26 protein-coding genes are annotated in these 21451 nt (G+C 56.4%); 9 read left to right on the plus strand and 17 right to left on the minus strand.

Going from position 1 to position 21451, the window contains the following annotated elements:
- Positions 1-4: 4 nt before the first annotated feature.
- Positions 5-553, minus strand: coding sequence for a 2-hydroxychromene-2-carboxylate isomerase (locus ABLO27_RS24890; protein ID WP_417714853.1), 549 nt, complete (start codon positions 551-553; stop codon positions 5-7).
- 226 nt (positions 554-779) lie between these two features.
- Between ABLO27_RS24890 and ABLO27_RS24895 the strand changes: the two genes are divergently transcribed.
- Positions 780-1637: a phosphatase PAP2 family protein gene (locus ABLO27_RS24895; RefSeq protein WP_353036776.1), complete on the plus strand. Its 858-nt coding sequence runs from the start codon at positions 780-782 to the stop codon at positions 1635-1637.
- Between the two features lie 21 nt (positions 1638-1658).
- Here ABLO27_RS24895 and ABLO27_RS24900 read toward each other — a convergent pair whose 3' ends face one another.
- Both ABLO27_RS24900 and ABLO27_RS24905 read right to left on the minus strand, forming a co-directional pair.
- The gene (locus tag ABLO27_RS24900; RefSeq protein WP_353036778.1) at positions 1659-1919 is read right to left on the minus strand and encodes a hypothetical protein; all 261 of its coding nucleotides are present in this window, start codon (positions 1917-1919) and stop codon (positions 1659-1661) included.
- Between the two features lie 99 nt (positions 1920-2018).
- Positions 2019-2468 (minus strand): low molecular weight protein-tyrosine-phosphatase, encoded by a 450-nt coding sequence (locus ABLO27_RS24905; RefSeq protein ID WP_353036780.1) that lies wholly within the window; start codon positions 2466-2468, stop codon positions 2019-2021.
- A 165-nt stretch (positions 2469-2633) separates the two neighbouring features.
- Here ABLO27_RS24905 and ABLO27_RS24910 point away from each other — a divergent pair, with 165 nt between their 5' ends.
- Entirely contained in the window at positions 2634-2930 is a 297-nt protein-coding gene (locus tag ABLO27_RS24910) for a 4a-hydroxytetrahydrobiopterin dehydratase (RefSeq protein ID WP_353036782.1), read from the plus strand.
- Between the two features lie 39 nt (positions 2931-2969).
- On the opposite strand, the gene ABLO27_RS24915 is transcribed toward ABLO27_RS24910, so the two are convergent.
- The gene (locus ABLO27_RS24915; protein WP_353036784.1) at positions 2970-3197 is read right to left on the minus strand and encodes a sulfurtransferase TusA family protein; all 228 of its coding nucleotides are present in this window, start codon (positions 3195-3197) and stop codon (positions 2970-2972) included.
- A gap of 275 nt (positions 3198-3472) precedes the next feature.
- Between ABLO27_RS24915 and ABLO27_RS24920 the strand changes: the two genes are divergently transcribed.
- The 4 genes from ABLO27_RS24920 to ABLO27_RS24935 all read left to right on the plus strand — a co-directional run bounded on the left by ABLO27_RS24920 (position 3473) and on the right by ABLO27_RS24935 (position 7070).
- Complete coding sequence (locus ABLO27_RS24920; protein WP_353036786.1) at positions 3473-4282, plus strand: substrate-binding periplasmic protein; 810 nt, start codon at positions 3473-3475, stop codon at positions 4280-4282.
- A gap of 114 nt (positions 4283-4396) precedes the next feature.
- A complete protein-coding gene (locus ABLO27_RS24925) occupies positions 4397-4948 on the plus strand; it encodes a DUF924 family protein (protein WP_353036788.1) in 552 nt (183 codons plus the stop codon).
- Between the two features lie 425 nt (positions 4949-5373).
- Positions 5374-5712 carry a P-II family nitrogen regulator gene (locus ABLO27_RS24930; protein WP_353036790.1) on the plus strand — a complete coding sequence of 113 codons (339 nt, stop codon included), beginning with the start codon at positions 5374-5376 and terminating at the stop codon, positions 5710-5712.
- Positions 5713-5732: 20 nt separating this feature from the next.
- On the plus strand, positions 5733-7070 hold the full coding sequence (locus ABLO27_RS24935) for an ammonium transporter (protein ID WP_353036792.1): 1338 nt from the start codon (positions 5733-5735) through the stop codon (positions 7068-7070).
- Between the two features lie 121 nt (positions 7071-7191).
- Here ABLO27_RS24935 and ABLO27_RS24940 read toward each other — a convergent pair whose 3' ends face one another.
- Positions 7192-8304, minus strand: coding sequence for a methyl-accepting chemotaxis protein (locus ABLO27_RS24940; protein ID WP_353036794.1), 1113 nt, complete (start codon positions 8302-8304; stop codon positions 7192-7194).
- A 316-nt stretch (positions 8305-8620) separates the two neighbouring features.
- Here ABLO27_RS24940 and ABLO27_RS24945 point away from each other — a divergent pair, with 316 nt between their 5' ends.
- Complete coding sequence (locus tag ABLO27_RS24945; RefSeq protein ID WP_353036796.1) at positions 8621-9841, plus strand: ammonium transporter; 1221 nt, start codon at positions 8621-8623, stop codon at positions 9839-9841.
- Positions 9842-9904: 63 nt separating this feature from the next.
- Here ABLO27_RS24945 and ABLO27_RS24950 read toward each other — a convergent pair whose 3' ends face one another.
- From ABLO27_RS24950 to ABLO27_RS24965, 4 genes are all read right to left on the minus strand, one after another.
- Entirely contained in the window at positions 9905-10588 is a 684-nt protein-coding gene (locus tag ABLO27_RS24950) for an HAD family hydrolase (RefSeq protein WP_353036798.1), read from the minus strand.
- 14 nt (positions 10589-10602) lie between these two features.
- Positions 10603-11430 (minus strand): ABC transporter permease subunit, encoded by an 828-nt coding sequence (locus ABLO27_RS24955; protein WP_353036800.1) that lies wholly within the window; start codon positions 11428-11430, stop codon positions 10603-10605.
- A 132-nt stretch (positions 11431-11562) separates the two neighbouring features.
- Positions 11563-12456, minus strand: coding sequence for a cation diffusion facilitator family transporter (locus ABLO27_RS24960; RefSeq protein ID WP_353036802.1), 894 nt, complete (start codon positions 12454-12456; stop codon positions 11563-11565).
- Positions 12457-12756: 300 nt separating this feature from the next.
- Positions 12757-13803, minus strand: coding sequence for an alcohol dehydrogenase family protein (locus ABLO27_RS24965; RefSeq protein WP_353036804.1), 1047 nt, complete (start codon positions 13801-13803; stop codon positions 12757-12759).
- Positions 13804-13876: 73 nt separating this feature from the next.
- Here ABLO27_RS24965 and ABLO27_RS24970 point away from each other — a divergent pair, with 73 nt between their 5' ends.
- Positions 13877-14419 (plus strand): TetR/AcrR family transcriptional regulator, encoded by a 543-nt coding sequence (locus tag ABLO27_RS24970; RefSeq protein ID WP_353036806.1) that lies wholly within the window; start codon positions 13877-13879, stop codon positions 14417-14419.
- Between the two features lie 215 nt (positions 14420-14634).
- Here ABLO27_RS24970 and ABLO27_RS24975 read toward each other — a convergent pair whose 3' ends face one another.
- The 4 genes from ABLO27_RS24975 to ABLO27_RS24990 form a co-directional block, all read right to left on the minus strand.
- Positions 14635-15414, minus strand: a complete 780-nt coding sequence (locus ABLO27_RS24975) for a DUF1223 domain-containing protein (RefSeq protein WP_353036808.1) — start codon at positions 15412-15414, stop codon at positions 14635-14637.
- A gap of 146 nt (positions 15415-15560) precedes the next feature.
- Complete coding sequence (locus tag ABLO27_RS24980) at positions 15561-16169, minus strand: DsbE family thiol:disulfide interchange protein (RefSeq protein ID WP_353036810.1); 609 nt, start codon at positions 16167-16169, stop codon at positions 15561-15563.
- Positions 16170-16174: 5 nt separating this feature from the next.
- Positions 16175-16348 (minus strand): heme exporter protein CcmD, encoded by a 174-nt coding sequence (gene ccmD / locus ABLO27_RS24985; RefSeq protein ID WP_353036812.1) that lies wholly within the window; start codon positions 16346-16348, stop codon positions 16175-16177.
- A 4-nt stretch (positions 16349-16352) separates the two neighbouring features.
- Complete coding sequence (locus ABLO27_RS24990; protein ID WP_353036814.1) at positions 16353-17120, minus strand: heme ABC transporter permease; 768 nt, start codon at positions 17118-17120, stop codon at positions 16353-16355.
- Between the two features lie 245 nt (positions 17121-17365).
- On the opposite strand from ABLO27_RS24990, the gene ABLO27_RS24995 reads away from it, so the two are divergent.
- Positions 17366-17998, plus strand: a complete 633-nt coding sequence (locus tag ABLO27_RS24995) for a LysE family translocator (RefSeq protein ID WP_353036816.1) — start codon at positions 17366-17368, stop codon at positions 17996-17998.
- A gap of 72 nt (positions 17999-18070) precedes the next feature.
- On the opposite strand, the gene ccmB is transcribed toward ABLO27_RS24995, so the two are convergent.
- The 4 genes from ccmB to ABLO27_RS25015 form a co-directional block, all read right to left on the minus strand.
- Complete coding sequence (gene ccmB / locus ABLO27_RS25000; protein WP_353036817.1) at positions 18071-18742, minus strand: heme exporter protein CcmB; 672 nt, start codon at positions 18740-18742, stop codon at positions 18071-18073.
- Positions 18739-19401: a heme ABC exporter ATP-binding protein CcmA gene (gene ccmA / locus ABLO27_RS25005; RefSeq protein WP_353037032.1), complete on the minus strand. Its 663-nt coding sequence runs from the start codon at positions 19399-19401 to the stop codon at positions 18739-18741. Before ccmA ends, ccmB begins: the two co-directional genes overlap by 4 nt.
- A 179-nt stretch (positions 19402-19580) precedes the next feature.
- Positions 19581-20360 carry a hypothetical protein gene (locus ABLO27_RS25010; RefSeq protein ID WP_353036819.1) on the minus strand — a complete coding sequence of 260 codons (780 nt, stop codon included), beginning with the start codon at positions 20358-20360 and terminating at the stop codon, positions 19581-19583.
- Between the two features lie 167 nt (positions 20361-20527).
- A complete protein-coding gene (locus ABLO27_RS25015) occupies positions 20528-21424 on the minus strand; it encodes a hypothetical protein (protein ID WP_353036820.1) in 897 nt (298 codons plus the stop codon).
- Between the last annotated feature and the right edge of the window lie 27 nt (positions 21425-21451).

Genomic DNA, 21451 nt, shown 5'->3' on the forward strand with positions numbered 1-21451 from the left:
TCCTTCAGCTCACCGTAAGCCGCTTTGCGGATTCCAGTGCCTGATCGAGCCTGTCATCGCCCCAGAACAGTTCTCCATTTGGCAGAATGAAACTTGGCGCTCCGAAAATACCGTGCTTTTCAGCTTCCTCCACCGTGTCCCGCAAGTTCGATTTTGTTTCCGCCGTCCGCGCGTCTTCAATAATCCGCTTTGCCGGTGCCCCTGCGTCGAGGAGCATATTTGCCAAAAGCCCTTCGTCGGAAATGTCCAGGCCCTGACCGAATTCGGCGCTATAAACCGATCGGGTGAACTCTCCGATCCAGGACTGTTCCTGACCGCAAAAGGCGATGCGTGTTGCAAGAAGACTGTGTTGCGGAAACGGATTGGGAATGGACAATGGCAGGCCGTAGCGTTCGCATTGGCGCGCAACATCGCGCCACATGTAGCGGCCCTTGGCCGGATGCAGGTTGAACGGAGATGTGTCCCACCCCTGCTTCTTGAAGATGGGGCCGAGCAGAAATGGCCGCCAGGCGATTGTGACCCCGGCCTCCCGGGCCCGGGTCTCTATTCGCATTGCAGACAGATAGCTGTAGGTGGAAGCAAATTCGAACCAGAATTCAACAATCGGTTGATCGCTTCCCCGCAAGGGAATGATTTCAGCACCGGTGTGAGAGTGATTTTCCGGCACGATTTAAACTCCACTGACATTTCCCCGATTGACTTCCTGCCCCGGTTTGGTCGAACGAATGGGACAACAAGAGGGGATTGGATAGAAATTCCGGATGCGCTAAAGAGCTGCCATGAACCAAGCCAAGTCCAATGAGAATAATCCGAAGTCCGGTCTTCGCAAGGCAGGACATTGGTGTGTTGCGCATCCGATGACGGCCGTCAGCCTGTATGTCATTGCCGTTTCCGCGTTTTTTCTGATTTTTCCCAAAGTTGACTTTTGGGCGAGTGGACTTTTCTTTTCGCAGACCGACGGGTTCTGGGCGCAGCATGAGCCGTTTTTGCGCAAGGTCAGACACCTGGGGCCGTTTCTTGTTCGTGTGATCGCGGTTGTCTGTGTTGCAGTTCTTCTGCTCAAGCTGCTTGTACCCAGCCGGCCTCCCATCCTGCCACTGCGTCAGCCGGTTTTCCTGCTCAGCACGTTGATCCTCGGGCCTGGGGTTCTGGTCAATCTGATCCTGAAGAACAACTGGGGACGCCCGAGGCCGCGATCTGTTGAAGAATTCGGTGGCGATCTGCCATTTCAGCCGGTCTGGAAAATCACCGACTATTGCCAGAGCAACTGCTCCTTTGTTTCCGGAGAAGCGTCAGCGAGCATCTGGCTGGTGTCTTTGGCGTTCATTGTCCCGGCAACATGGCGCAAGGCTACTCTGGGTTTTGTTCTGCCGCTTTGTCTAATCCTGTCGGCGAACCGCGTGGCCTTCGGCGGACACTTTTTCTCCGACACGCTGATTTCCTGGGGGCTGACATTCCTGCTTATCCTGGGCATCTATCGGCTGCTCTACCAGAACAATCCGCCTCTCGTGACCGACCGGAAGCTGGATGAATGGTTTACGGTCAAGGGACGGAAATTGCAGCGCGCTGGCCGGCGTTTATTCATCAGAGCCCGCAGGTCCTTCAGAACAGCTGTCGGCAAGTTCTCCGACAGCTGATAGCAGACGTTCACTTTCAGCCTATTTCCTGCGAGGGCGGGTTCTCTTCAGGATCCGCGCAAAACGCAATGGCGACCTGTCTTCCACCCAGGTGATCGCCTCGTTCAATTGCGGTGTGTTGCGTCGCCGGTTGCGCAGCATGCGAGCGGCGCTGCGACTGGTGCCGACAATGACGATCAATCCCAGAGCGAGAAGCGGGACACCGGTCGGAATCGGCAGCCACACAGTTGCCAATCCGAGCAATATCAGAACCGCAGCCAGGGACCACCACAGAAGTTTCATGCCGTTGCCGAGTTACAGTGAAGCGGGACAGTCACCCATACCGCAAGCTGTAAGACGGATTTATGAACGTGTGTGCGCAGTCAAAACGCTTCGCCGGTCTCAGGTGAGATCGTCCAGCAATTTCTGTCCTCCGGCCCGAACCAGCTGATAGACATCTTCAAACCCGTCCGGACCGCCGTAATAGGGGTCCGGGACGTCTTGTGCAGGGGCATTCAGGAACAGTCTGACTGTTGCGGTGCCATGCCTGGCCATCGGCTTCATCGAAGAGAGGTTGTTGTGATCCATCGCCAGTATGGTGTCGAAACGCTCGAAGTCGCGCGCCTCGACCTGGCGTGCGCGTTGACCTGAAATATCGATACCGTGTTTGGCTGCGATTTCTATGGACCGGGGATCGGGTGGATTTCCCACGTGCCAGGCTCCGGTGCCTGCTGAATCGATTGCAAACCTGTCGGCGAGGCCCGCTTCATCGACAATCGCCCGGAAAACGCCTTCGGCGAGAGGTGAGCGGCAGATGTTGCCAAGACAGACGAACAAGACGGCGTGGGACAATGGGGTGCTCCTGAAGCAATCCTGAAGGTGGTTTTAAAGAGGCGAACCTGTTTTCGCCTTGTGATGTGCTTCGGTCAAACGGAAACCGTGTGTTCGCCATCGACATGCCAACCGGATACACTATTGGACCAGCGAACAGAAATTGTCGGACCTCAGGAGGAGCAGATGGTTGAGCGCTTGAAACCGGAAGACAGGGCGGCCGGCCTGACAACGCTGCCCGACTGGCATCTTTGCGAAGGCCGCGAGGCTATCTCCAAGTCATTCAAGTTCAGAGATTTCAAGGAAGCCTTCGGGTTCATGACCCGGGTTGCACTGGCTGCGGAGCAAATGAACCATCATCCGGAGTGGTCGAACGTGTATCGGAGTGTGGATATTACCCTGTCGACCCATGATGTCGGGGGGCTGAGCCCATTGGATCTGAAGCTTGCGGCGGAAATCGACCGGCTCGCGGGTAAAGCCTGAGCAGGTTTCCAGGCATCAGCAACCGGTCAGCAGCTTTTTTCAGCTGCCCTTGGAAAGCCGAAACCTGTGACCGGTGTCGGTGCGTTCGCTGGCAATCAGCTTATGGCCGTTTTCCTGGCAGAAATGGGGAATATCAATTTCCGCCATCGGGTCCGTCGTCAGCACGGTCAATTGGTCGCCATCTGACAGTCGGGTCATGGCCTTCCGGGTTTTGAGCACCGGCAGAGGGCATTTCAAGCCCTTCAGATCAAGAGTTGTGTCGGTCACAGAAGACTTTCCTAAGCGCAATGGCGAAAATCAGCTGCCAACATAATAAAAAACAAATGCAGATGACAGATGTTCACATGGGTTTAGCAGTTCATAAATATGCAGGATGCAAACTGATTTTGCCTGACCTCCAGAGAATACGAAAAATTCGGAGATCAGTGCAGGATAATTGATCCCTGATCTTGGGCGACCTGCGCTAAAGCGGCTGGCTTCTCAGATGGGGCAATCCAGAGCCGCTGGAACCTAGAGCCGGAAGGGCAAGAACAGGTGAGCTAATGAACCTTCGGAAGTGGACTGCAGCAGTCGCCGTGGTTTTGGTCTCGGTGTCCTTTGCCTTGCATGCTCAAGCCGAACCCAGGAATGTTCGGATCGTCACCCAGGGATTTGCCCCGCTTCAATGGGATAATGCCGGCAAGCCCGACGGGTATGTTGCGGAGTACATTCTTGAGGTGGTTGATCGGGTGAACAAACAGATGCCCGTTTCCGTCGGTTCATTTGAGTTCCTGCCCTGGAAACGCGCGATACTTCTGGCTGAATCGAAGCCCGATGTCTTGTTTTTCTCGCTTTCTCGGACCGAAGCCCGGGAGGAAAAGTTTCACTGGCTCGGCGAAGTTTCACCCTACGGACAGTATCTTTACCGGCTCAAGTCCAGCCCGGACATCTCGGTCGAGCGACTGGAAGACCTGTTGGATCTGAACCTGAAGATCGGTGTGCAGGATGGCGGAAATCTGCATACTTATCTGCAACAGCTTCAATTCGATGACACCCGGCATCTGATGCCGCTCACCGACTACAGACAGGGTATCGAAATGCTCTATCTTGGTCGCATTGATCTTCTTCCGCTCACGGGGTTTCTCGCGGAGGCTTCCGCCTGCATGCAAGGCTACGACGGCTCACAGCTTGAGCCTGTGGTTTTCGTTGAAGACCTGGCGAAGCCTCTTTGGGCGGTGTTCAGCAAGGGTACCGACCCTGATCTTGTCGATGCCTTCAAGACGGAAATGGCGCAGCTCAAGGAAGAAGGGTTTCTCGAGCAGCGGACACGATTGCACACGGCAAGTTGGCAAAAGCGTGCATGCGGCGGCTGAACCGCTGTGTCCCGAGGGCTCGTACGCGGTCCTTGTTCCCGGAGTGGTCCGGGCTTGAATTCCACGAGCGGAATGCAGACGTTCTCCCTCAGTTCGCAATAACGGTAAAAAGATATGACTGATCAACTTCCTACTTCGCTGGATATTCTGGATTTCTGGTGGCAGGCGGGTCCATCCAAGTGGTTCGCCAATGACGACAAGTTCGATGGCCGTTGCAGGGACAGATTTCTGGCAGCCATTCAAGCGGCCAAGGCAGGGGATCTCGATTCCTGGATGGACACGGCGGACGGTGCCCTGGCGCTTTTGCTGCTGCTCGACCAGATGACGAGAAATGTCTACCGGGGAACGCCGGAAGCGTTTTCTGCTGACGAGAAAGCAGTTGCCGTTGCCGAGATGGCTTTGGAAAAAGGGTATGACAGGGCTTTCCCGAAGGATGTCCGGGGGTTCTTCTTTCTGCCGTTCGAGCATTCGGAAAACATCGAGCATCAGGAAAAGGCCGTCGATCTGTGCCGGGTTCTTGGGGACAAGGAGCTGTATCACTATGCGCTCATCCACATGGACGTGATCCGCCGGTTCGGCCGCTTTCCGCATCGAAACAAGATACTTGGACGTGACTCCACGCCAGAAGAGATTGCCTACATGAAAGCAAGTGGATTCTCGGCGTAATTCTGTCGGTTCGTTCCACGTTTCCAGCTGCCTGTCGCACATGGGTGAAGTGGCTGGTGATGCTTTTTTGAGCGTATTCTTAGCTTTCTTCAGTGATGCCTAATTTTTGATCATGCTCATTTTGCGTGGTTAAAAGTTGGGCATTTTTTATGCCTGCACATCCGTGAGGAGCAGCAGCGCTTCCGGCGTTGAAACAGGGTTTCTAGCCTCTGGTTTCGCAGAGTTCTGCGGTTTTTTCTCCAGAAATCCAAAACTGGCACGGTCTTTGATTAGTAAGTGCCGACGCCGGCCCGGATCCCCGACCATGGGGACGCCAAAGACCTGAACAGAACCTTCCAGAGGGACACCAAACAGGCGCGTTTCCGGGGCGGCCGGCCGAGCTTCTTCAAAGGGAAGAGGCGCTAACGAGGGGAATGGAACGAGCAATGAAAATAGTGATGGCCATCATCAAGCCGTTCAAGCTCGACGAAGTGCGTGATGCCCTGACCAGCATCGGCATCCAGGGGCTCACGGTGACCGAAGTCAAAGGCTATGGCCGCCAGAAGGGGCACACCGAAATTTACCGCGGCACGGAATACGCGGTCAGCTTTCTCCCGAAACTGAAAATCGAAGTCGCAGTCGACGCAAGTGCCGTCGACAAGGTGGTCGAAGTGATCACTGGTGCGGCCAAAACCGGTCAGATCGGCGACGGAAAGATCTTCGTTCACTCGATCGATCAGGTGGTTCGCATTCGAACCGGCGAAACCGACGCCGAAGCTCTGTGATTTAGGTAAGGAAACGTATCATGAAAAATCTTGTCGCTAAGGGCGCGACGACACTGGCCATGCTGAGCCTCTCGGTGCTGCCGGTTGTTGCTCAGGATACCGCAGCCGCACCCGAGGTGCCGGCGGTGTCACCGGAAGTCGCCTACATCTTCAACACGCTGCTGTTTCTGATCGGTGGCTTTCTGGTCATGTTCATGGCCGCTGGTTTTGCCATGCTCGAGGCCGGCCTGGTGCGTTCCAAGAACGTATCCATGCAGTGCCTGAAAAATATCGCCCTCTATTCTGTTGCCGGCTTGATGTTCTGGATCACCGGTTACAACCTCATGTACACCGGCGTTGACGGTGGTTTCATCGGTTCCTTCGGCCCATATGCCTTCGATCCGGTTGGCGGAGATGCGCTGGATACCGGTTACTCGACCGCCTCCGACTGGTTCTTCCAGATGGTGTTTGTCGCGGCAACCGCTTCGATCGTGTCAGGTACCGTTGCCGAGCGTATCAAGCTGTGGCCGTTCCTGATTTTCTCGGCGGTTCTGACCGGTGTTCTCTATCCGATCTCGGGTTCCTGGCAGTGGGGCGCCGGCTGGCTCTCTGAAATGGGTTTCTCCGATTTTGCAGGATCCACCATCGTTCACTCCGTCGGTGGCTGGGCGGCCCTTGCCGGTGCCATCATCCTGGGCGCGCGTAAAGGCAAATACGGCCCGGACGGCAGCGTTCACCCGTTCCCTGGTTCTTCCATGCCGCTTGCGACCCTCGGCACATTCATCCTGTGGCTCGGTTGGTTTGGCTTCAACGGTGCGTCTCAGCTTGCCATGGGTTCCATCAGTGACGTGACAGATGTTTCGCGCATCTTTGCCAACACCAACATGGCTGCTGCAGCCGGTGTTGTGGTTGCTGTCGGTCTCACTCAGGCGCTCTACAAGAAGGTCGATGTGACCATGGCCCTGAACGGCGCGCTTGCCGGACTGGTTTCCATCACCGCAGAACCCCTTGCTCCGAGCGTTTGGCAGGCAGTCTTCATCGGCGGTGTTGGCGGTGCCATCGTGGTCTTCGCGGTTCCGATGCTCGACAAACTGAAGATCGATGATGTTGTCGGAGCGATCCCGGTTCACCTGATTGCCGGTATCTGGGGCACGCTGATTGTTCCACTTTCCAACGATGCCGCTTCCTACGGCACCCAGATCGTCGGTATCGCGGCATATGGCGTCTTCACCTTCGTTGCCAGCGGTGTTGTCTGGTACGTCTTGAAGCTCACCATCGGCATACGGGTCTCCGATGAGGAAGAAGCACTTGGTCTCGACAAGGTCGAAATCGGTGTCGAAGCCTATCCGGAATTTGGCACAGGTTCTCAGCGCCTCTAAGTTCAAGGCGCTGACCTCAAAAATCTCCCTGGCGGTCTATTGGCTCAGACCGCAAACTTGGAAGGCCCGGGATTACCCGGGCCCTTTTTCTATGAAGCAGAGCTTTCAAAGGACTAAGAACTCAGTTCGCCTGCTTCAGGGAATTGGCGACACTGGTGACCGTATCCGATGCCATCTTAGCCAGCTCGATGTTCCTGGCTGATCCCTTGATTGCATTTTCCGTGTCGAGGCGGATTTTCTGCAAATTGGCGGAGACTTCCTCGAGGGCAGTCGTGCGTTCGGTCATTTGATGGGAAGTCGTTTCGTTGCGCTCTGTCAGTTCGTTCAGATATTGCTCGACGGAGGAAATCTGCTCCAGGCTGCTGCTGCTCTGGCTATCGGACAATTGCAGCTTCTCGGTCGCATTGCCGACCAGTTGGCGTGTCTCCGCAAGTGACCCGGTCATCTCGGAGAGAATGTTGGAAATGGAAACCACCGCATTTTCGGTCGATCCCGCCAATGATTTGACCTCACCGGCAACCACGGCAAAACCCTTTCCCGCATCTCCGGCGCGCGCCGCTTCGATCGTTGCGTTCAAGGCCAGAAGATTGGTCTGGGACGATATCGAAGATATCTCTTGCGCGAGATGTTCAATGTCCTCGAATTTCCTGGAAAGGTCCGCTGTGGCTGAGTTCAATTGCGCGATCAGATCTGCGGCGCCGAGACACGTTTGCGCGATCGATTGAATGCCAGTTCGCGCATCCGTGATCTTGCCACCTGCTCTGGCAAGGTCTTCGGTGCAGCTGAGCGCCTGGCGACTGACTGACTGCAGGTCGGTTTGAATCTGATCTGCCGTTGAAATCAGATCGGCCAGGAATTCGGCGCGCTCCTTGCTGGCAGCGTTGACCGCCTTTGCATTTTGCCCGATTTGGGAAACGACGGAGAATGCTTCCTGCAGCTGATCAATCCGTCTGCCTGATGCTGGTTCCGCTGATCGGGAGGGGAGGGGCGCGACAGACGAGCCGGAGGATGGACCAGCTTCTCCAGCTAACGCGCCGGACGGGGTTGTTTCCAACCGTTTGGCTTGGCGCAACGTTAGTGAAGCGCTCACCAGGGAAACGACAAAAGGCACCACGGTTGAAAGAAGTGCCTGCCAGATGACAAGCTCAGCCTCTCCCAACAAGGCGTCGACCTGATTGATGATTGTCAGAATTGTTCCGACAACGATTGCCGTGATGAATGCCCGTTTGATCATGTGTGGCGAACCTTGCCTCTTTGCGCGTCCTTAGCATCGGAGATCATGGTTAATACCGTGAAAACCTGAGGCAGCGTTTCACGTGTTGTTGAGGTTGGTGAAGTAGCGGGCTTTCCTCCTCGCATAAAAAGTGGACATATGATGAAAATCTAGGCGAGTGATTGGTGTCAAACGCCGATTCGATTGTTGAGCTTGATAATTTTTTTGGCTGGTTTCTGCCTTTTTTCAAATCTTTTGCCTGTTTGGCATGCATTTTGTAGTGCTCGATCCCCAATGAGCAAAATCAAGAGGCAATCTGCCTAATTGGGGGTCAATCATGAATTCATCTGCAGTCGGCGGAGACGTCTTTTTTGTCCTGGTCGGGGCCATTCTCGTGTTCGCCATGCATGGTGGATTTGCCTTTCTCGAAGTCGGTACGGTCCGCCACAAGAACCAGGTCAACGCGCTGGTCAAGATCCTGGTGGATTTCGCGCTCTCCACGGTCGCCTATTTCTTTGTCGGATATGCTTTCGCCTATGGCACCACCTTTTTTGTGAGCGCCGCAACACTCTCCGGTGGCGGAGAAGGGTTCGAGCTGCAGGGGCTGACACTGGTCAAGTTTTTCTTTCTGACCACATTCGCCGCAGCCATTCCCGCCATCATTTCAGGCGGTATCGCCGAGCGGATGAAATTCTGGCCTCAATGCCTGGCAACGGTAGCGCTCGTCGGCATTGTCTATCCGTTGTTTGAAGGCATCGTCTGGAATGGCAATTTCGGTTTCCAGGCCTGGCTTGAAACGCAGTTCGGCGCGGGCTTTCACGATTTTGCGGGGTCGGTCGTGGTGCATGCTGTCGGTGGCTGGATTGCGCTTTCAGCCGTGCTTCTGCTTGGTGCCCGCATGGGGCGCTTTGATCGCAATGGCCGTCCGATCGGTATCCCGCCGTCCTCTCTGCCTTGGCTGGCAATGGGGTCGTGGATGCTTTGCGTCGGCTGGTTCGGGTTCAACGTGATGACAGCAGGCTCACTGGAAGGCGTGTCCGGTCTCGTTGCAATCAACTCATTGATGGCGATGGTTGGCGGCATTCTGGTGGCGCTTGTTGTCGGCAAAAACGATCCGGGCTTCGTTCACAACGGTGCACTTGCCGGACTGGTGGCGGTGTGTGCCGGGTCCGATGTCATGCATCCGGTCGGCAGTCTGATCGTCGGTGGCGTGGCCGGCGCAATCTTCGTGACCGGATTTGAGTTCTGCCAGAACAAACTCAAGATCGATGACGTGCTCGGCGTCTGGCCGTTGCACGGGATTTGCGGTGCGTGGGGGGGCATCGCCGCAGGTATTTTTGGCCTGGAAGCTCTCGGCGGACTTGGCGGCGTCGCTCTGATGAGCCAGATCATCGGCACCGTGGCCGGAGCAGCCTATGCCACAGCAGCAGGTTTCGTCGTCTACGGCATTTTGAAATCGGCCATGGGGCTGCGCCTGTCTCAAGAAGAAGAGCATATGGGCGCTGATCTCTCTATCCACAAAATCAGTTCCAGCCCGGAACACGACCTCGGCCGGTAAGGTTGGCAATTTGTGGCAACTCTCAAAGGCGCTTCCAAGAGAAGCGCCTTTTTTCCTGAATGGTCAGGCGGGGGTTTTGTCGGCCATCAACAGGTCCGCCAGATTGTCGTGGCTGTCGACTACCTTGTGCGCTCCCGCAGCCATCAGCTGCTCTGTATGTCCATCGTGACTGTGGCCACCACCGACAAAGCCCCAGACGGTCATGCCTGCTGCAAGCCCGGCTTTGACACCGTTGGAGCTGTCTTCGATCACCAGCGCGTTTGCCGGCTCTACTCCCAGCTTTTCGGCTGCAAACAGGAAAAGGTCCGGTGCGGGTTTGCCATTTTCCACCTGCTCACCGGAATAAATATGCGGTTCGAAATAGTCGAAGAGGCCAGTGTGCTTCAGCTTGTGGACCAGCCGGTGAAGGCGCGATGAAGAGGCAACTGCACGCGGGCCCTTGTGGGCATCCAGAAGTTTCTTGATGCCGGATATCTCCGACAGTTCCCTGTCGATACGTTCCATCGTAGCCTGATCGAGATCAGGGCCGAAGGATTCCGGCAGCGGGCCCTTGCCAAGTGCACGATGATCCCGGTCCAGTTCAGCCCAGAAGTCGACGCCACTCAGGCCCTGGAACCGGTCCATGTATTCGTCAAGACCGTAGTGCAGCCCGATCCGTGCCAGATGCTCGCGTTCCACGTCGACATAGATCTTTTCCGAATCGACCAATACGCCGTCGCAATCGAACAGGATCGCTTGAAATGTCATATGCAGTTTGCCTTTCAGTGTGAGCCGTCAAACAGTCCCTTAATCACTTGTCTTTGAAACAGTATGACAAGCAATGCCGGAGGAAGAATTGCCAGGGACGCAAGCATCAAACCGGGTAGGCTTGCGCGTCCGAAAAACTGCATTCCCCGAACCACCGTGTAGGTGCTTTCTTCCGATGTCACGATGACCGGCCAGAGATACTGGTTCCAGCCGGTGACGAAGGACACCAGGAAAAGCGCGCCTGCGGTCGGCAGCGACAAGGGCAGGAGTATGTCCTTGAAGAATTTCCACGGTCCCGCACCGTCCAGGCGGCTGGATTCCAGAAGCGTATCGGGGACGGTCAGCAGGAACTGGCGGAAAAAAAGCGTGCCGAGCCCGGAGGCCACAAGAGGTAAAATAAGACCGGCGCGCGTGTTGACCAGTCCAAGCCCTGCCACGACATCGAATGTTGGCAGGAACCGGGATTCCAGCGGCAGCATCAATGTGAGCAGCAGAATCGCAAAGATGGCCGAGGCAAACTTCACGCGAAAGTAAATCAGGGCATAGGCAGCAAGAAGGGACAGCAGAACCTTCAGGCCGGCAAAACCGGCTCCCAGAACAAAGGAGTTCCACACCATGGCGAGTGCCGTAATGTCACCGGAAAAACCGGAACTGGAAGTCAAAAACGTGCCATAGTTTTCCAGCGTGCTGTTGCCGAGGTCCAGGCGCGGCTTCATCGGGCTGCCCGGCCCATGAGTTGTTGCCGCAAAAAGAGAATAGACCGGTAGTGTCATGAAGAGCGCGCCGGTCATCAAAATAACGTGGTCAATCAGTTGCGCGTGCCAGCGCCGCCATGAAAGCATAATCAGAAATTCCTGGACTCAAGCCGATGGGTTACCACTTAGAGCATTTCTCGCAATCGTTGTAATTCCTGATTTTCCTGTTTTCGCGAGGGACGCGATTTTCAGCTCGTTGTTCCTGGCGGCGGAGGCGGGTCAAAGCACGACGATCCCGGAATGCTTGGCCTTGTGCTCCGGTTCGACATGAATGGTGATGTGGGCACCCGGCACGTCTTCTGAGATCGCCTCTTCAATCCGGTCGCAGATGTCATGCGCCGTCTCGACCGGCATTGTTCCGGGAACCACAAGATGAAAATCAACGAAGGTAGACTTGCCGGCGATCCGTGTTCTGAGGTCATGGGCCTCCAGCGCACCTTCACCGTGTTCGGATATCAACAACCGGATCTTGGCAAGAACATCGGCGGAGGCGGCCTCGTCCATCAATCCCCCGACGGATTCCTTGACCAGCTCCCAGCCCGACCACAGGACGAGAAGGCCGACTATGACAGCGAGGACGGGATCCAGGATCTTCCATCCCGTAACCAGCACCAGGATCACTCCGGCAAGAACGCCGAGAGAACTGAAGACGTCGGTCATGAGGTGCTTGCCGTCAGCCATCAGCGCAGGTGACCGCTCCTTCCGGCCATATGCCATCAGGTACCGTGCCCAGGCACCGTTGATGAACGCTGCGGCCAGGTTCATTGCGATCCCTTCGAGGGAATACTCGGGGCTGTCGCCCTGGATGAAGCCGATCCAGGCTGCGTGGAAAATGGAGATTGCCGCCAGAACAATCATGACCCCGACCAGAACGGCGGCAAAATACTCCGCCTTGTCGTGGCCGTAAGGGTGATTGCTGTCGGCGGGCTTGGACGCGAACCAGACAGCCGCTAAAGCCGCGACTGACGAAGCAATATTGACCGTGGTCTCAAGAGCGTCGGAATAAAGCGCAACAGAGCCGGTCAGAAGATAAGCGCCGACCTTGAGCCCCAGAACGAGGACCCCGACAAAAATGCTGGCAAAGGCGATGCGGAGCCTCGATTTAAGGTTCATGCCAATCCCCCGGGGTCAACTGCCATCAAAAAAGCATGACAGCGGCGGCGCTGGTCGACCGGTCTGTCTCAGAAACGTGGCAGCGATTTTCCAAAAAGCGCGCCTGGCGGGACCGATCTCGTGGCGCAAGGGGTAGCAGTTTTTGACGAGGTTACAAACAGGGGCGGGGCTTTATTCCCGCTGTTTTTCGCCGTGACTCAGCGAGATGCAGGCAGCAAAGCCCCTTCGGGGTATTTCGGATGAGTTCAGTATGGTCTCTTCGGTTTGACCATCAACTGACGGGCTTTTTAGAGTTGCAGCTCATGGAACCTGAAGAACAATCTTTCCGATATGACCTTTCCTGCCAAAACTCGCTTGAGCTTCTCCAATATCTTCTAGGGCATAGGTTTCCGCGACCAATGGTTTGATCTCATTCCGCTCAATCCTCCCAACCAGATTTTCGAAAACCTCGGGTTCGAGAACCGTGCAGCCGTATAAGCTGAGATCCTTCAGATAGAGCGTGCGGACGTCCAACTCGACCATTGCCCCGCCGATGGCACCTGCCACGGCATAGCGCCCACCGGGGCGCAAGACGTTCAAAAGGGCTGGCCATTTGGGTCCGGCGACCAGGTCGATCACCACGTCGACGCTGTTTGCGCCGAGCTTCAACACAACATCGTCTTCCCGGCCAAGCGTTGTTGCTGCGCCAAGCTCGTGCAGTGCATCGGATTTCGAGGGGCTGGTAATGGCGATCACATCTGCACCCCTGGCCTTGGCCAGCTGTACAGCTGCCGTACCAACTCCGCCCGACGCGCCTGTAACGAGAACGGTGTCTCCTTTTTCGACCCTTGCACGGGTCAACATATTCTCCGCGGTTGAGTACGAACACGGAAATGATGCGAGCTCCACATCTGTCAGATCGCTGTTGATCCGAATGGCATGTCGGGATGCAACACGAGTAAACTGAGCAAATCCGCCATCGGTTTCCGAGCCGAAGTACCAGGGCATCTTCTGTTCTTTGCCGTCCGCTTCGCGCAGGCACGGTTCTATCAATACGCGTTCACCGATTCTCTCCGGGCTTATTTCCCGGCCAACAGCCACGATCTCGCCGCAGACGTCGGCACCCTGAATGCGCGGAAAGTCCAGCGGCTTGCCAGACCATGTTGCATCATCGTCCTTACGGTCGCTTTTCGAATACCAGGCGATCCGGGTGTTGATGTCGGTGTTGTTGACGGCCGCAGCGCGCACCCGGACGATCACATCCCAGGGTCCCGGTTGCGGCTTCGGCAAGTCAGACCGCCACTCCAGCTTTTCCGGGCCGCCATGTCCTGTCAGGACCACGCCAACCATCTTGTCGTCTTGAGTCATGCCGGAACGCCTCCAGGTAGAATGATCTTTCTACTTGTCTTGGTAGAATGATCATTCTACTTTGTCAACCATGATGGACACTGGAACAAAGATTGCCGCCGGGCTGGAAGAAGCCTTTGTCATTCACGGATTTGCCGAGCCGAATGTTGAAACATTGCGGGAGGCTGCAGGGGTAAGTCTCCGGACCCTGTACAAGTACACACCATCTCGAGATGACATGGTGCTGAGTGCCCTGGAATACCGCCATCGCCGGTATATGGATCACATCTTCAGCGACGTTCCAGAAAATGGCCCAGTCGCTCTCGGCGGCATCATCGATCGCATTGCGGGCTGGATGACGCAGGAAGCGCCCCAGGGGTGCTTGTTTCATGCGGCTGTAGCAGCGGCTCCACAAGACGAAAACCTCAAGGAGCTATTGAGCCGGCACAAGACCTGTGTTGCCGAGAGGGCGGCAGCTGTCGCCGGGGTTGAGGAGCGGTCAGCGGATATTCTGTTTATCTTTGAAGGTCTGACCCAGAGCTGGCCGCTGCTTGGAGGGGCGTCTGTCGAAAGTGCGCACCGATTGGCAAAATGCCTCTTCATCGAAGCGAATGAAACATTATCAAGTTATGCATGAGCTCGACTGGCAATAAAAAACTGCGGCTTTTGCGTGAACAGAACATTGCCAGACGCCAGTCGCGAAGCGGCAAGGAGTTGACTGCAGTTGACGGCCCGTTGGCCGTCAAACCTGCATGTGGGCAGGCTGTTCAATAGCTGCAAAAAGTGCGCGGCGGCTTTTGGGGCAGATCCAAAGAGCTGTTGACCAATCTCTTTAACTCGGTCTCGAGCCCTTTAGAAGCCGCCGCGCCAGTCCATGACGGCAGCGCCGATGATCCTGCCGGGCCCATCCTGATCTTCGATCTGGATGAGAATGGCACATCTGGCGTCGCCTTTGAGATCCAATTGTGACTTGGTCATGCGGAAGGTTTCACTTCCCCCGGACCACATCCCAATCGGCTGCAGGTTACGGACAACATTGACGTACTTGATCTTGCGGCCCGCATTTTCTCCGCGACCGATATCGACGGTCGCTTCGTCGTCAATGCGCAGGAAATAGACGGTCGCCATCTTGGCGCCGCGTGGCAATGCGCCGTCGACGGTTGCCTGAACCACCATATCGGAAATTTTCAGGTCAACATCGGCCGTGAACGGTTCCGTTCGCTCGAGCGCGGAGCGGACCTGGCCTTCGCGACTGCCGACCACGTGCTCCTCACCGTTGATGACCATTTGCGGCGTGTAGACAGACCTGTCTCCGCGCCGCGCTGCATAGGCGCGCTGGCGTTGAGAATAGATCGGGCTGGCCAGAGTGTCCTTCCAGCCTAGGTAGTCCCAATAGTCGACAGGCATGAGAACTGTCAGAACGTTTTCGTTTTCCTCCACCAGCCGCTCAGCCAACTCATCGGCGGGCGGGCAGGAGGAACAACCCTGACTGGTAAACAGCTCAACGACTTTCTGCGGCTGTGATGCGGCCATGACGCCGTCCCACGACGTGATAGCAACAAGTAATCCGGCGATGACAATCGCGCTCGTCCGGAAAGCCTGACCTGCCTTCCGGGAGTGAAGACCCACCATTTGGTTCAATTCCTTATTTGCTCGACCATAAAATATGCAATCGGGCTTTCAATCGCGAGTCACGAGCCGGTGACTTTGGCCGCTATCCTGAGATTTCGCGGGAATGTGACTTCAAATGGAGGTCCCGTGACCAAAGGCTCGGAGCTTCAGGCGCCGTCCATCACCTTTTTCAGTTCGGGCAGGAAAGTGTCCTTGTAGGTGCTTGGGCTCAACGGACCGATGAACTTGTAGCGGATCATGCCTTTCTCATCGACGACGAAGGTTTCCGGGACACCATACACACCCCATTCGATCGCCGCGCGTCCGGCATCGTCCGCGCCGATCAGGTCATACGGATTGCCGAGGCTGCCGAGGAAACGGCGGGCATTTTCCGGCTTGTCCTTGTAGTTGATGCCGATGAGCTGGATGTCGTCCAGCGTTCCCAGCTCTTCCATGATCGGATGCTCCTGCCGGCAAGGCACGCACCAGGAGGCAAATACGTTCACCACAGAAATCTTGCCGAGAAGATCTTCCCGGGAGAAGCCGGGTATGCCGTTGCCGTCCCTGGTCAGGCCTTCTACCGGTCCAAGAGCGAATTCGGGAGCGGGTTTGTTGATCAGCGCGGACGGGATTTTCTTGGGGTCGCCTCCAAGCGTCAGCTGGAAGAGAAACAACGCTGCCAGGCCCGTGAACACGACAAGCGGCAGCAGAACGAGAACAGGGAAGCCACGTTTTTGCGGTTTGCCGCTATCAGCTTCGAAATGAGAGGCGCTCATCTTGACTAATTGCTCCTGCTACCCGGACGCGCGCGGGAGAAACCCTGTTCTGCCAGCTCTCTGAGGGCGCGTTCCTGATTGGCCTTGTCGATCCTGACCCATGCGATCAGCGCAAGAACGGTAAACAGGCACAGGCCGTAGGAAGCCATGATGAAACCGGCGTGTGGACCAAAATCCATGAGTTTACTCCGCAGGCTGGGCCGTCGCGGCGGCGGTTCCGGGGTGAGAGACACTTGCCGCGCGCAAGCGCAGGGCGCGGACCCGGCGGCGCAGGATCTCGTTGCGCATCGCCATCAGGTGCAGAACGAAGAACAGCAAGGTGAAGGCGGTCGCCATGATCAGCAGCGGCCACAGAATGTCCGGGTGAATGGTCGGACCGTCCATGCGCACGACACTGGCCGGCTGATGAAGCGTGTTCCACCAATCGACCGAGAACTTGATCACCGGCAGGTTGAGCGCGCCGACAAGTGTCAGAACTGCGGCTGCCTTGCCGGCCTTGATCGGGTCATCCATCGTCCGCCACAGGGTCATGAGACCCAGATACATGATCAGCAGCACAAGAACCGATGTCAGCCGCGCGTCCCAGACCCAGTAGGTACCCCACATGGGTTTACCCCACAGGGACCCGGTCACCAGAGCCATGAACGTGAATGCCGCGCCGATGGGTGCAGCCGCCTTGGCTGAAACATCAGCAAGCGGGTGCTTCCACACCAGAGTGCCGATGGAGGAGATGGACATGATGGAGTAGCACATCATGCACAGCCAAGCGGCGGGAACATGAATGTACATGATCCGGACCGTGTTGCCCTGCTGATAGTCTTGCGGCGCCGTGAAGAAGGCCATGTAAAGCCCGGCCGCAAAAGCAATGATGCACAAGCCGATGAGCCAGGGCAGGACCACCTGCACCAGTCTCAGAAATCGCGTCGGATTTGCGTAGTCCCAGAATGCCATGGGAGCCTTTTACTTCAGTCTTCTTTGCTCATCAATGCACCGAAGGGTCGCAGAATGCCTTGCGTTTGGTCAAACACGGAAACGAATTCCCTCCCTCAGCGACTGTCGTCGGATGTTTGAAGATACAGGAAAATCTCTGCTTCGGTTTGAAATTGTGGGTATTTCCCTCCTCCCGAGAACCAGGATTGTCGCCTGAAGAAATCGTGATAAACAGAATTCCCGGCCATAACCCTGAAGGATTGAATATGCCGGACCTCTCCACGATTGTGCTTTTTGCTTCCGCGTCGCTTGTGCTGACCGCGACACCGGGACCTGACATGTTGCTAATCGCATCGCGATCGGTCAGCCAGGGGCGCGGTGCCGGATTTCTGACCTATTTTGGAATAGCGGCGGGCACATACTGCCATGCACTGGCTGCCGCGTTTGGATTGTCGCAGTTGTTTGCAGCAATTCCGGCTGCCTTTGAGGTCGTTCGTTGGGCGGGCTGCGCCTATCTGATCTATCTGGCCTTCAAGACATTGCGGTCACCGGACAATTCGACTGGCACCAATACCGCTCTGGCGGATCTGGGCGGTCGGCGCATCTTTACCGAAGGTCTTTTGACCAATCTTCTCAATCCGAAAATGGTTCTTTTCGTGCTTGCCCTGTTTCCGCAGTTCGTCAGTCCGGCAAACGGTTCGATCATGCTACAGATGCTGGTACTTGCCACCGTTATCAACGCCATAGGCTTTCTCGTGAATGGCGCCGTCATACTCCTCGGCGGGCACATCCGGTCCTTTTTTGCGGCGAAGGGCCGCTTCTCCGGCTTGCCGAGATACCTGCTTGCCACGGTTTTTGTCGGCCTGGCTTGTCGGCTCGCACTCGGAAGTCGAAACTGAGCATTGTCATATGCAGATTTGATGAGAAGGAAAGCGGCGGAGGCGCGATGCCTCCGCAATATCCGATTGTGGCTAGTCCGCCGCGAATCTGAGTGCTGTAGCGGACGCGATCGGACCGATCACGGCAGCGATCAGCGACAAAGCGCACAGGATCAGGAACGGCGTCATGAACGGTACCGGATCGTGAATCGCCGCGTCAGCGGCGCTAACTCCGAAAATCAGAACCGGAATTGCCAACGGTATGACCAGAACGGCGAGCAGCAATCCGCCGCGGCGCAACGAGACGGTAAGTGAAGCGCCGATCGCACCGATCAGCGTGAGTGCCGGAGTGCCGACCAGCAGGGTGAGCGTGACCGCCCCCATGGCGATCGGGTCGAGGTTGAGAAAAATTGCCAGAAGCGGAGCCGCTACAACCAAGGGCAAACCGGTTGCGATCCAGTGGGCCAGGCATTTGATCAGGACCACCAGCTCAAGTGGGCGGCCGGCCATCAGCATAAGATCCAGCGTGCCATCGTCCCTGTCGGCCTGAAACAGGCGGTCAAGTCCGAGCAGCGTTGCCAGCAACGCGCCGATCCAGAGGATCGCGGGACCGATACGAGCAAGCAGATTGAGATCCGGCCCTACGCCGAAAGGAATGACGGTGACCACCGCGAGGAAGAACAGCACCCCGACAAGCGCGCTGCCGCCGACACGAACGGAGAGGCGCAGGTCGCGCTGGAACAGAGCGAGGGCCCAGCCGGTCATATCATCGCCTCCTCTGGTGTTTGCGATACCGGATCGTTCGCCTGCAGGTGAAGGACCTTGATATTGTCGAGCGCGAGATCCGTGTGCGTCGCCGTGACGATCAAGCCGCCGGATGCCAGATGGGCGTTCATCAAGCCCAGCAATTGCGCTTCGGAAGCCTTGTCGAGTGCGGAGGTCGGCTCGTCCATGAGCCAGATCGGACGGGGCGTGACCAGCAGGCGCGACAGCGACAAACGGCGTTTCTGACCGGCGGAAAGATAGGCCGCCGGCAAATGCGCTGTATGAGCAATGCCAAGCGTCTCGAGAGCTTCAATCGGAGACATGACCTCACCGGAGAAAGCGCCGGTGACAGATGCGGCTGCGAAGCTTTGCCAGAAGCGGAGGTTTTCCAGAACTGACAGAGCCGGTTTTACGGCGTCCTGATGGCCGAAATAGTGTGTCTGTTCCTGTGGGAGTTTTTCTTCCTCACCGCCTTCCAGGCGGAATTCTCCGGCTGAAAGCGGAACGAGACCGGCCAATGTTCGCAGCAGCGAGGATTTGCCGATGCCGTTGGCGCCGGTCACCACAAGTGCCGTGGAGTGTTCCAGTGAAAAGGACAGATCCTGAAACACCCGGCGTCCGCCGCGGTCGATAGTCAGGTTTTTTGCAATCAGTTTCAGGGGAGTGCTCCGAAGGAAAGTGGATGGTCACCTTGTCAGGGGTCGGACCCTAGTCAGCCGGACAGCTATCATGCAAGCGAATTCAGCTGCCTTAATATTTGTCAAATGGCGTCCACTTTGAATTTCCCTCGTCCCGGAATCGGGAACGCGGATGGTGCACCCGCGTTCCGAAATGTTTCTCAGTCGAAAACCGCTGCAATCTGGTCGACGCTGACGCCTTCCTTTATCTCGCGCAGGCGCGCATAGATGAGGGCGATCAGGATGCTGCCGATACTGGCGCTGATCGTTGAAACAGCTGCGGTCAGGATGATGTCCAGGGCAACGCTGCCGAAAATCGACGAGATGATGTCGACCAGGAAGCTGGCAGCGACGTTAATCACAATTGCGATGATGATGAGCAGGCAAATCGCACCAACGATCGGCCAGCGATATTCCTTGGTCAGGCTGGCGCTTCGACCCAGTCCGCTGAAACCGGCTCTTTCGATCACAACGGCCGGGACCATGACGCAGAACACGGCGTAAATCCACAATCCGGGAACCACAAAAATGGCGAAGCCGATCATGAAAAGAATAGCCGCGACAATGCCGAGAAGGATGATTGGCACCACGGCCGCGAAAGCCGGGCCCACGTATTTACCAAGCCGTATGTGCCGTCCCAGTTTCGCGTCATACGCCAATTGAACCAGGAGCGCCGTGGTCACCGCATAGACGACCAGCTGGACGAGAATGGTGAGAATGATTGCGACAAAGCTTATCGAGCCGTCGAGATCAGGTGTTGCCGTGCCGGTGATTGTGCCAAATCCCATCAGTGCTCCGGAAATCAGCAAGCCGATGAAAGTGGGGCCATAGGCAATCAGGAACACCTTGAAAAACTTCCCGAAGAAGATCGAGAAGCTGTCACTCACCAGTGCGCCAACACCCAGGGGCGGCTTGATCTGGCCTGCGGTCGTGTCTGACATTCAGTTTCTCCGTTTTGGTCAAATGACAAAGTAAAGATGTGTGGAGTGGTGAAATTCGACAGGGCACAAACAATTGCGGCCCCGATACTCCTCGTGAAAACTTACCATGAAACGATGCGTGGGGCTTTCCTTCCATCTCACGGCTGAAACTTCGAGGCCCCATTCGGTCAATCGAAAACCGCTGCTATCTCCTCAATGCCGATACCTTCCTTGATCTCTCGTAGACGCGCATAGATGAGTGCGGTCAGGATGCTGAACAGGCCCGTGCCCACAGCGTAAAGGACCGATAGTCCAATGAGGGCCAGGATTGTACCGGGGATGCCGCCCACTGCTGCAAGGAGCGCGACGATGAGCCCGCCGACAAAGAAAATGATCACGGCAAAAATCATCGCCAGAAACAGACAGCCCACGATTGGCCAGCGATAGTCTTTGGTAAGCGCTAGGCTGCGGCCCAGTCCCCGAAAGCCTGCGTTTTCAATCACGACTGCTGGCGCCGTCACGGAGAACAGGGAATAGATCCACGCCAGCAAGGCGAAAAGAACCGGCAATGTCATCAAGGGGGAAATTCCGGCGACGCCTCCCGGATAGACAATCGCAAAGCCGGCAGTGGCCAGGATTGCGACAATGACGATATTGAGAACGGCGATGGGCACAACGGTTCTGACGGCGTTCGTGAAGTAATGTCTGACCCGTATCCGCCGCCGAAGCTTGGCGTCATAGGCCAGCTGAACCAGGAGGGCTATGGTGATGGTGTAAGCCGCAATGCTGATCAACGCCGCCAGAAACGTCGCCAATCCGTTGTCGAGACCACTGGACTGATAATCCGCCGAGCCGACCTGGATCTCATATCCGGCCAACAGTCCCGTCACGATCTGACCGAGAAGAACCGGCACGAAACCGAGCAGAACCACCAGCACGATATGCCTGAAGATCACCGAAAAGCTTTCCCCGAGGAGCGTACCCACTCCGAGAGAGAGTTTGGAAGAACCAGCTGGTGTTCCATATTCCTGAATGTCAGGTGCTTCATCGGTTTTCTCAGCAGGATGACTGTCCAGATTTTGCAATTGCCCTAGCCCGCTTGCCGTTTATTG

The sequence above is a fragment of the Roseibium sp. SCP15 genome (assembly GCF_040329435.1).
GTDB lineage: Bacteria > Pseudomonadota > Alphaproteobacteria > Rhizobiales > Stappiaceae > Roseibium.

Bases quoted from the DNA above. Each gene is read 5' to 3' on its own strand.
- ABLO27_RS24890 (WP_417714853.1), bottom strand. From the start codon at position 553: ATGCGAATAGAGACCCGGGCCCGGGAGGCCGGGGTCACAATCGCCTGG.
- ABLO27_RS24895 (WP_353036776.1), top strand. From the start codon at position 780: ATGAACCAAGCCAAGTCCAATGAGAATAATCCGAAGTCCGGTCTTCGC.
- ABLO27_RS24900 (WP_353036778.1), bottom strand. From the start codon at position 1,919: ATGAAACTTCTGTGGTGGTCCCTGGCTGCGGTTCTGATATTGCTCGGA.
- ABLO27_RS24910 (WP_353036782.1), top strand. From the start codon at position 2,634: ATGGTTGAGCGCTTGAAACCGGAAGACAGGGCGGCCGGCCTGACAACG.
- ABLO27_RS24920 (WP_353036786.1), top strand. From the start codon at position 3,473: ATGAACCTTCGGAAGTGGACTGCAGCAGTCGCCGTGGTTTTGGTCTCG.
- ABLO27_RS24925 (WP_353036788.1), top strand. From the start codon at position 4,397: ATGACTGATCAACTTCCTACTTCGCTGGATATTCTGGATTTCTGGTGG.
- ABLO27_RS24930 (WP_353036790.1), top strand. From the start codon at position 5,374: ATGAAAATAGTGATGGCCATCATCAAGCCGTTCAAGCTCGACGAAGTG.
- ABLO27_RS24935 (WP_353036792.1), top strand. From the start codon at position 5,733: ATGAAAAATCTTGTCGCTAAGGGCGCGACGACACTGGCCATGCTGAGC.
- ABLO27_RS24940 (WP_353036794.1), bottom strand. From the start codon at position 8,304: ATGATCAAACGGGCATTCATCACGGCAATCGTTGTCGGAACAATTCTG.
- ABLO27_RS24945 (WP_353036796.1), top strand. From the start codon at position 8,621: ATGAATTCATCTGCAGTCGGCGGAGACGTCTTTTTTGTCCTGGTCGGG.
- ABLO27_RS24950 (WP_353036798.1), bottom strand. From the start codon at position 10,588: ATGACATTTCAAGCGATCCTGTTCGATTGCGACGGCGTATTGGTCGAT.
- ABLO27_RS24955 (WP_353036800.1), bottom strand. From the start codon at position 11,430: ATGCTTTCATGGCGGCGCTGGCACGCGCAACTGATTGACCACGTTATT.
- ABLO27_RS24960 (WP_353036802.1), bottom strand. From the start codon at position 12,456: ATGAACCTTAAATCGAGGCTCCGCATCGCCTTTGCCAGCATTTTTGTC.
- ABLO27_RS24965 (WP_353036804.1), bottom strand. From the start codon at position 13,803: ATGACTCAAGACGACAAGATGGTTGGCGTGGTCCTGACAGGACATGGC.
- ABLO27_RS24970 (WP_353036806.1), top strand. From the start codon at position 13,877: ATGGACACTGGAACAAAGATTGCCGCCGGGCTGGAAGAAGCCTTTGTC.
- ABLO27_RS24975 (WP_353036808.1), bottom strand. From the start codon at position 15,414: ATGGTGGGTCTTCACTCCCGGAAGGCAGGTCAGGCTTTCCGGACGAGC.
- ABLO27_RS24980 (WP_353036810.1), bottom strand. From the start codon at position 16,169: ATGAGCGCCTCTCATTTCGAAGCTGATAGCGGCAAACCGCAAAAACGT.
- ccmD (WP_353036812.1), bottom strand. From the start codon at position 16,348: ATGGATTTTGGTCCACACGCCGGTTTCATCATGGCTTCCTACGGCCTG.
- ABLO27_RS24990 (WP_353036814.1), bottom strand. From the start codon at position 17,120: ATGGCATTCTGGGACTACGCAAATCCGACGCGATTTCTGAGACTGGTG.
- ABLO27_RS24995 (WP_353036816.1), top strand. From the start codon at position 17,366: ATGCCGGACCTCTCCACGATTGTGCTTTTTGCTTCCGCGTCGCTTGTG.
- ccmB (WP_353036817.1), bottom strand. From the start codon at position 18,742: ATGACCGGCTGGGCCCTCGCTCTGTTCCAGCGCGACCTGCGCCTCTCC.
- ABLO27_RS25010 (WP_353036819.1), bottom strand. From the start codon at position 20,360: ATGTCAGACACGACCGCAGGCCAGATCAAGCCGCCCCTGGGTGTTGGC.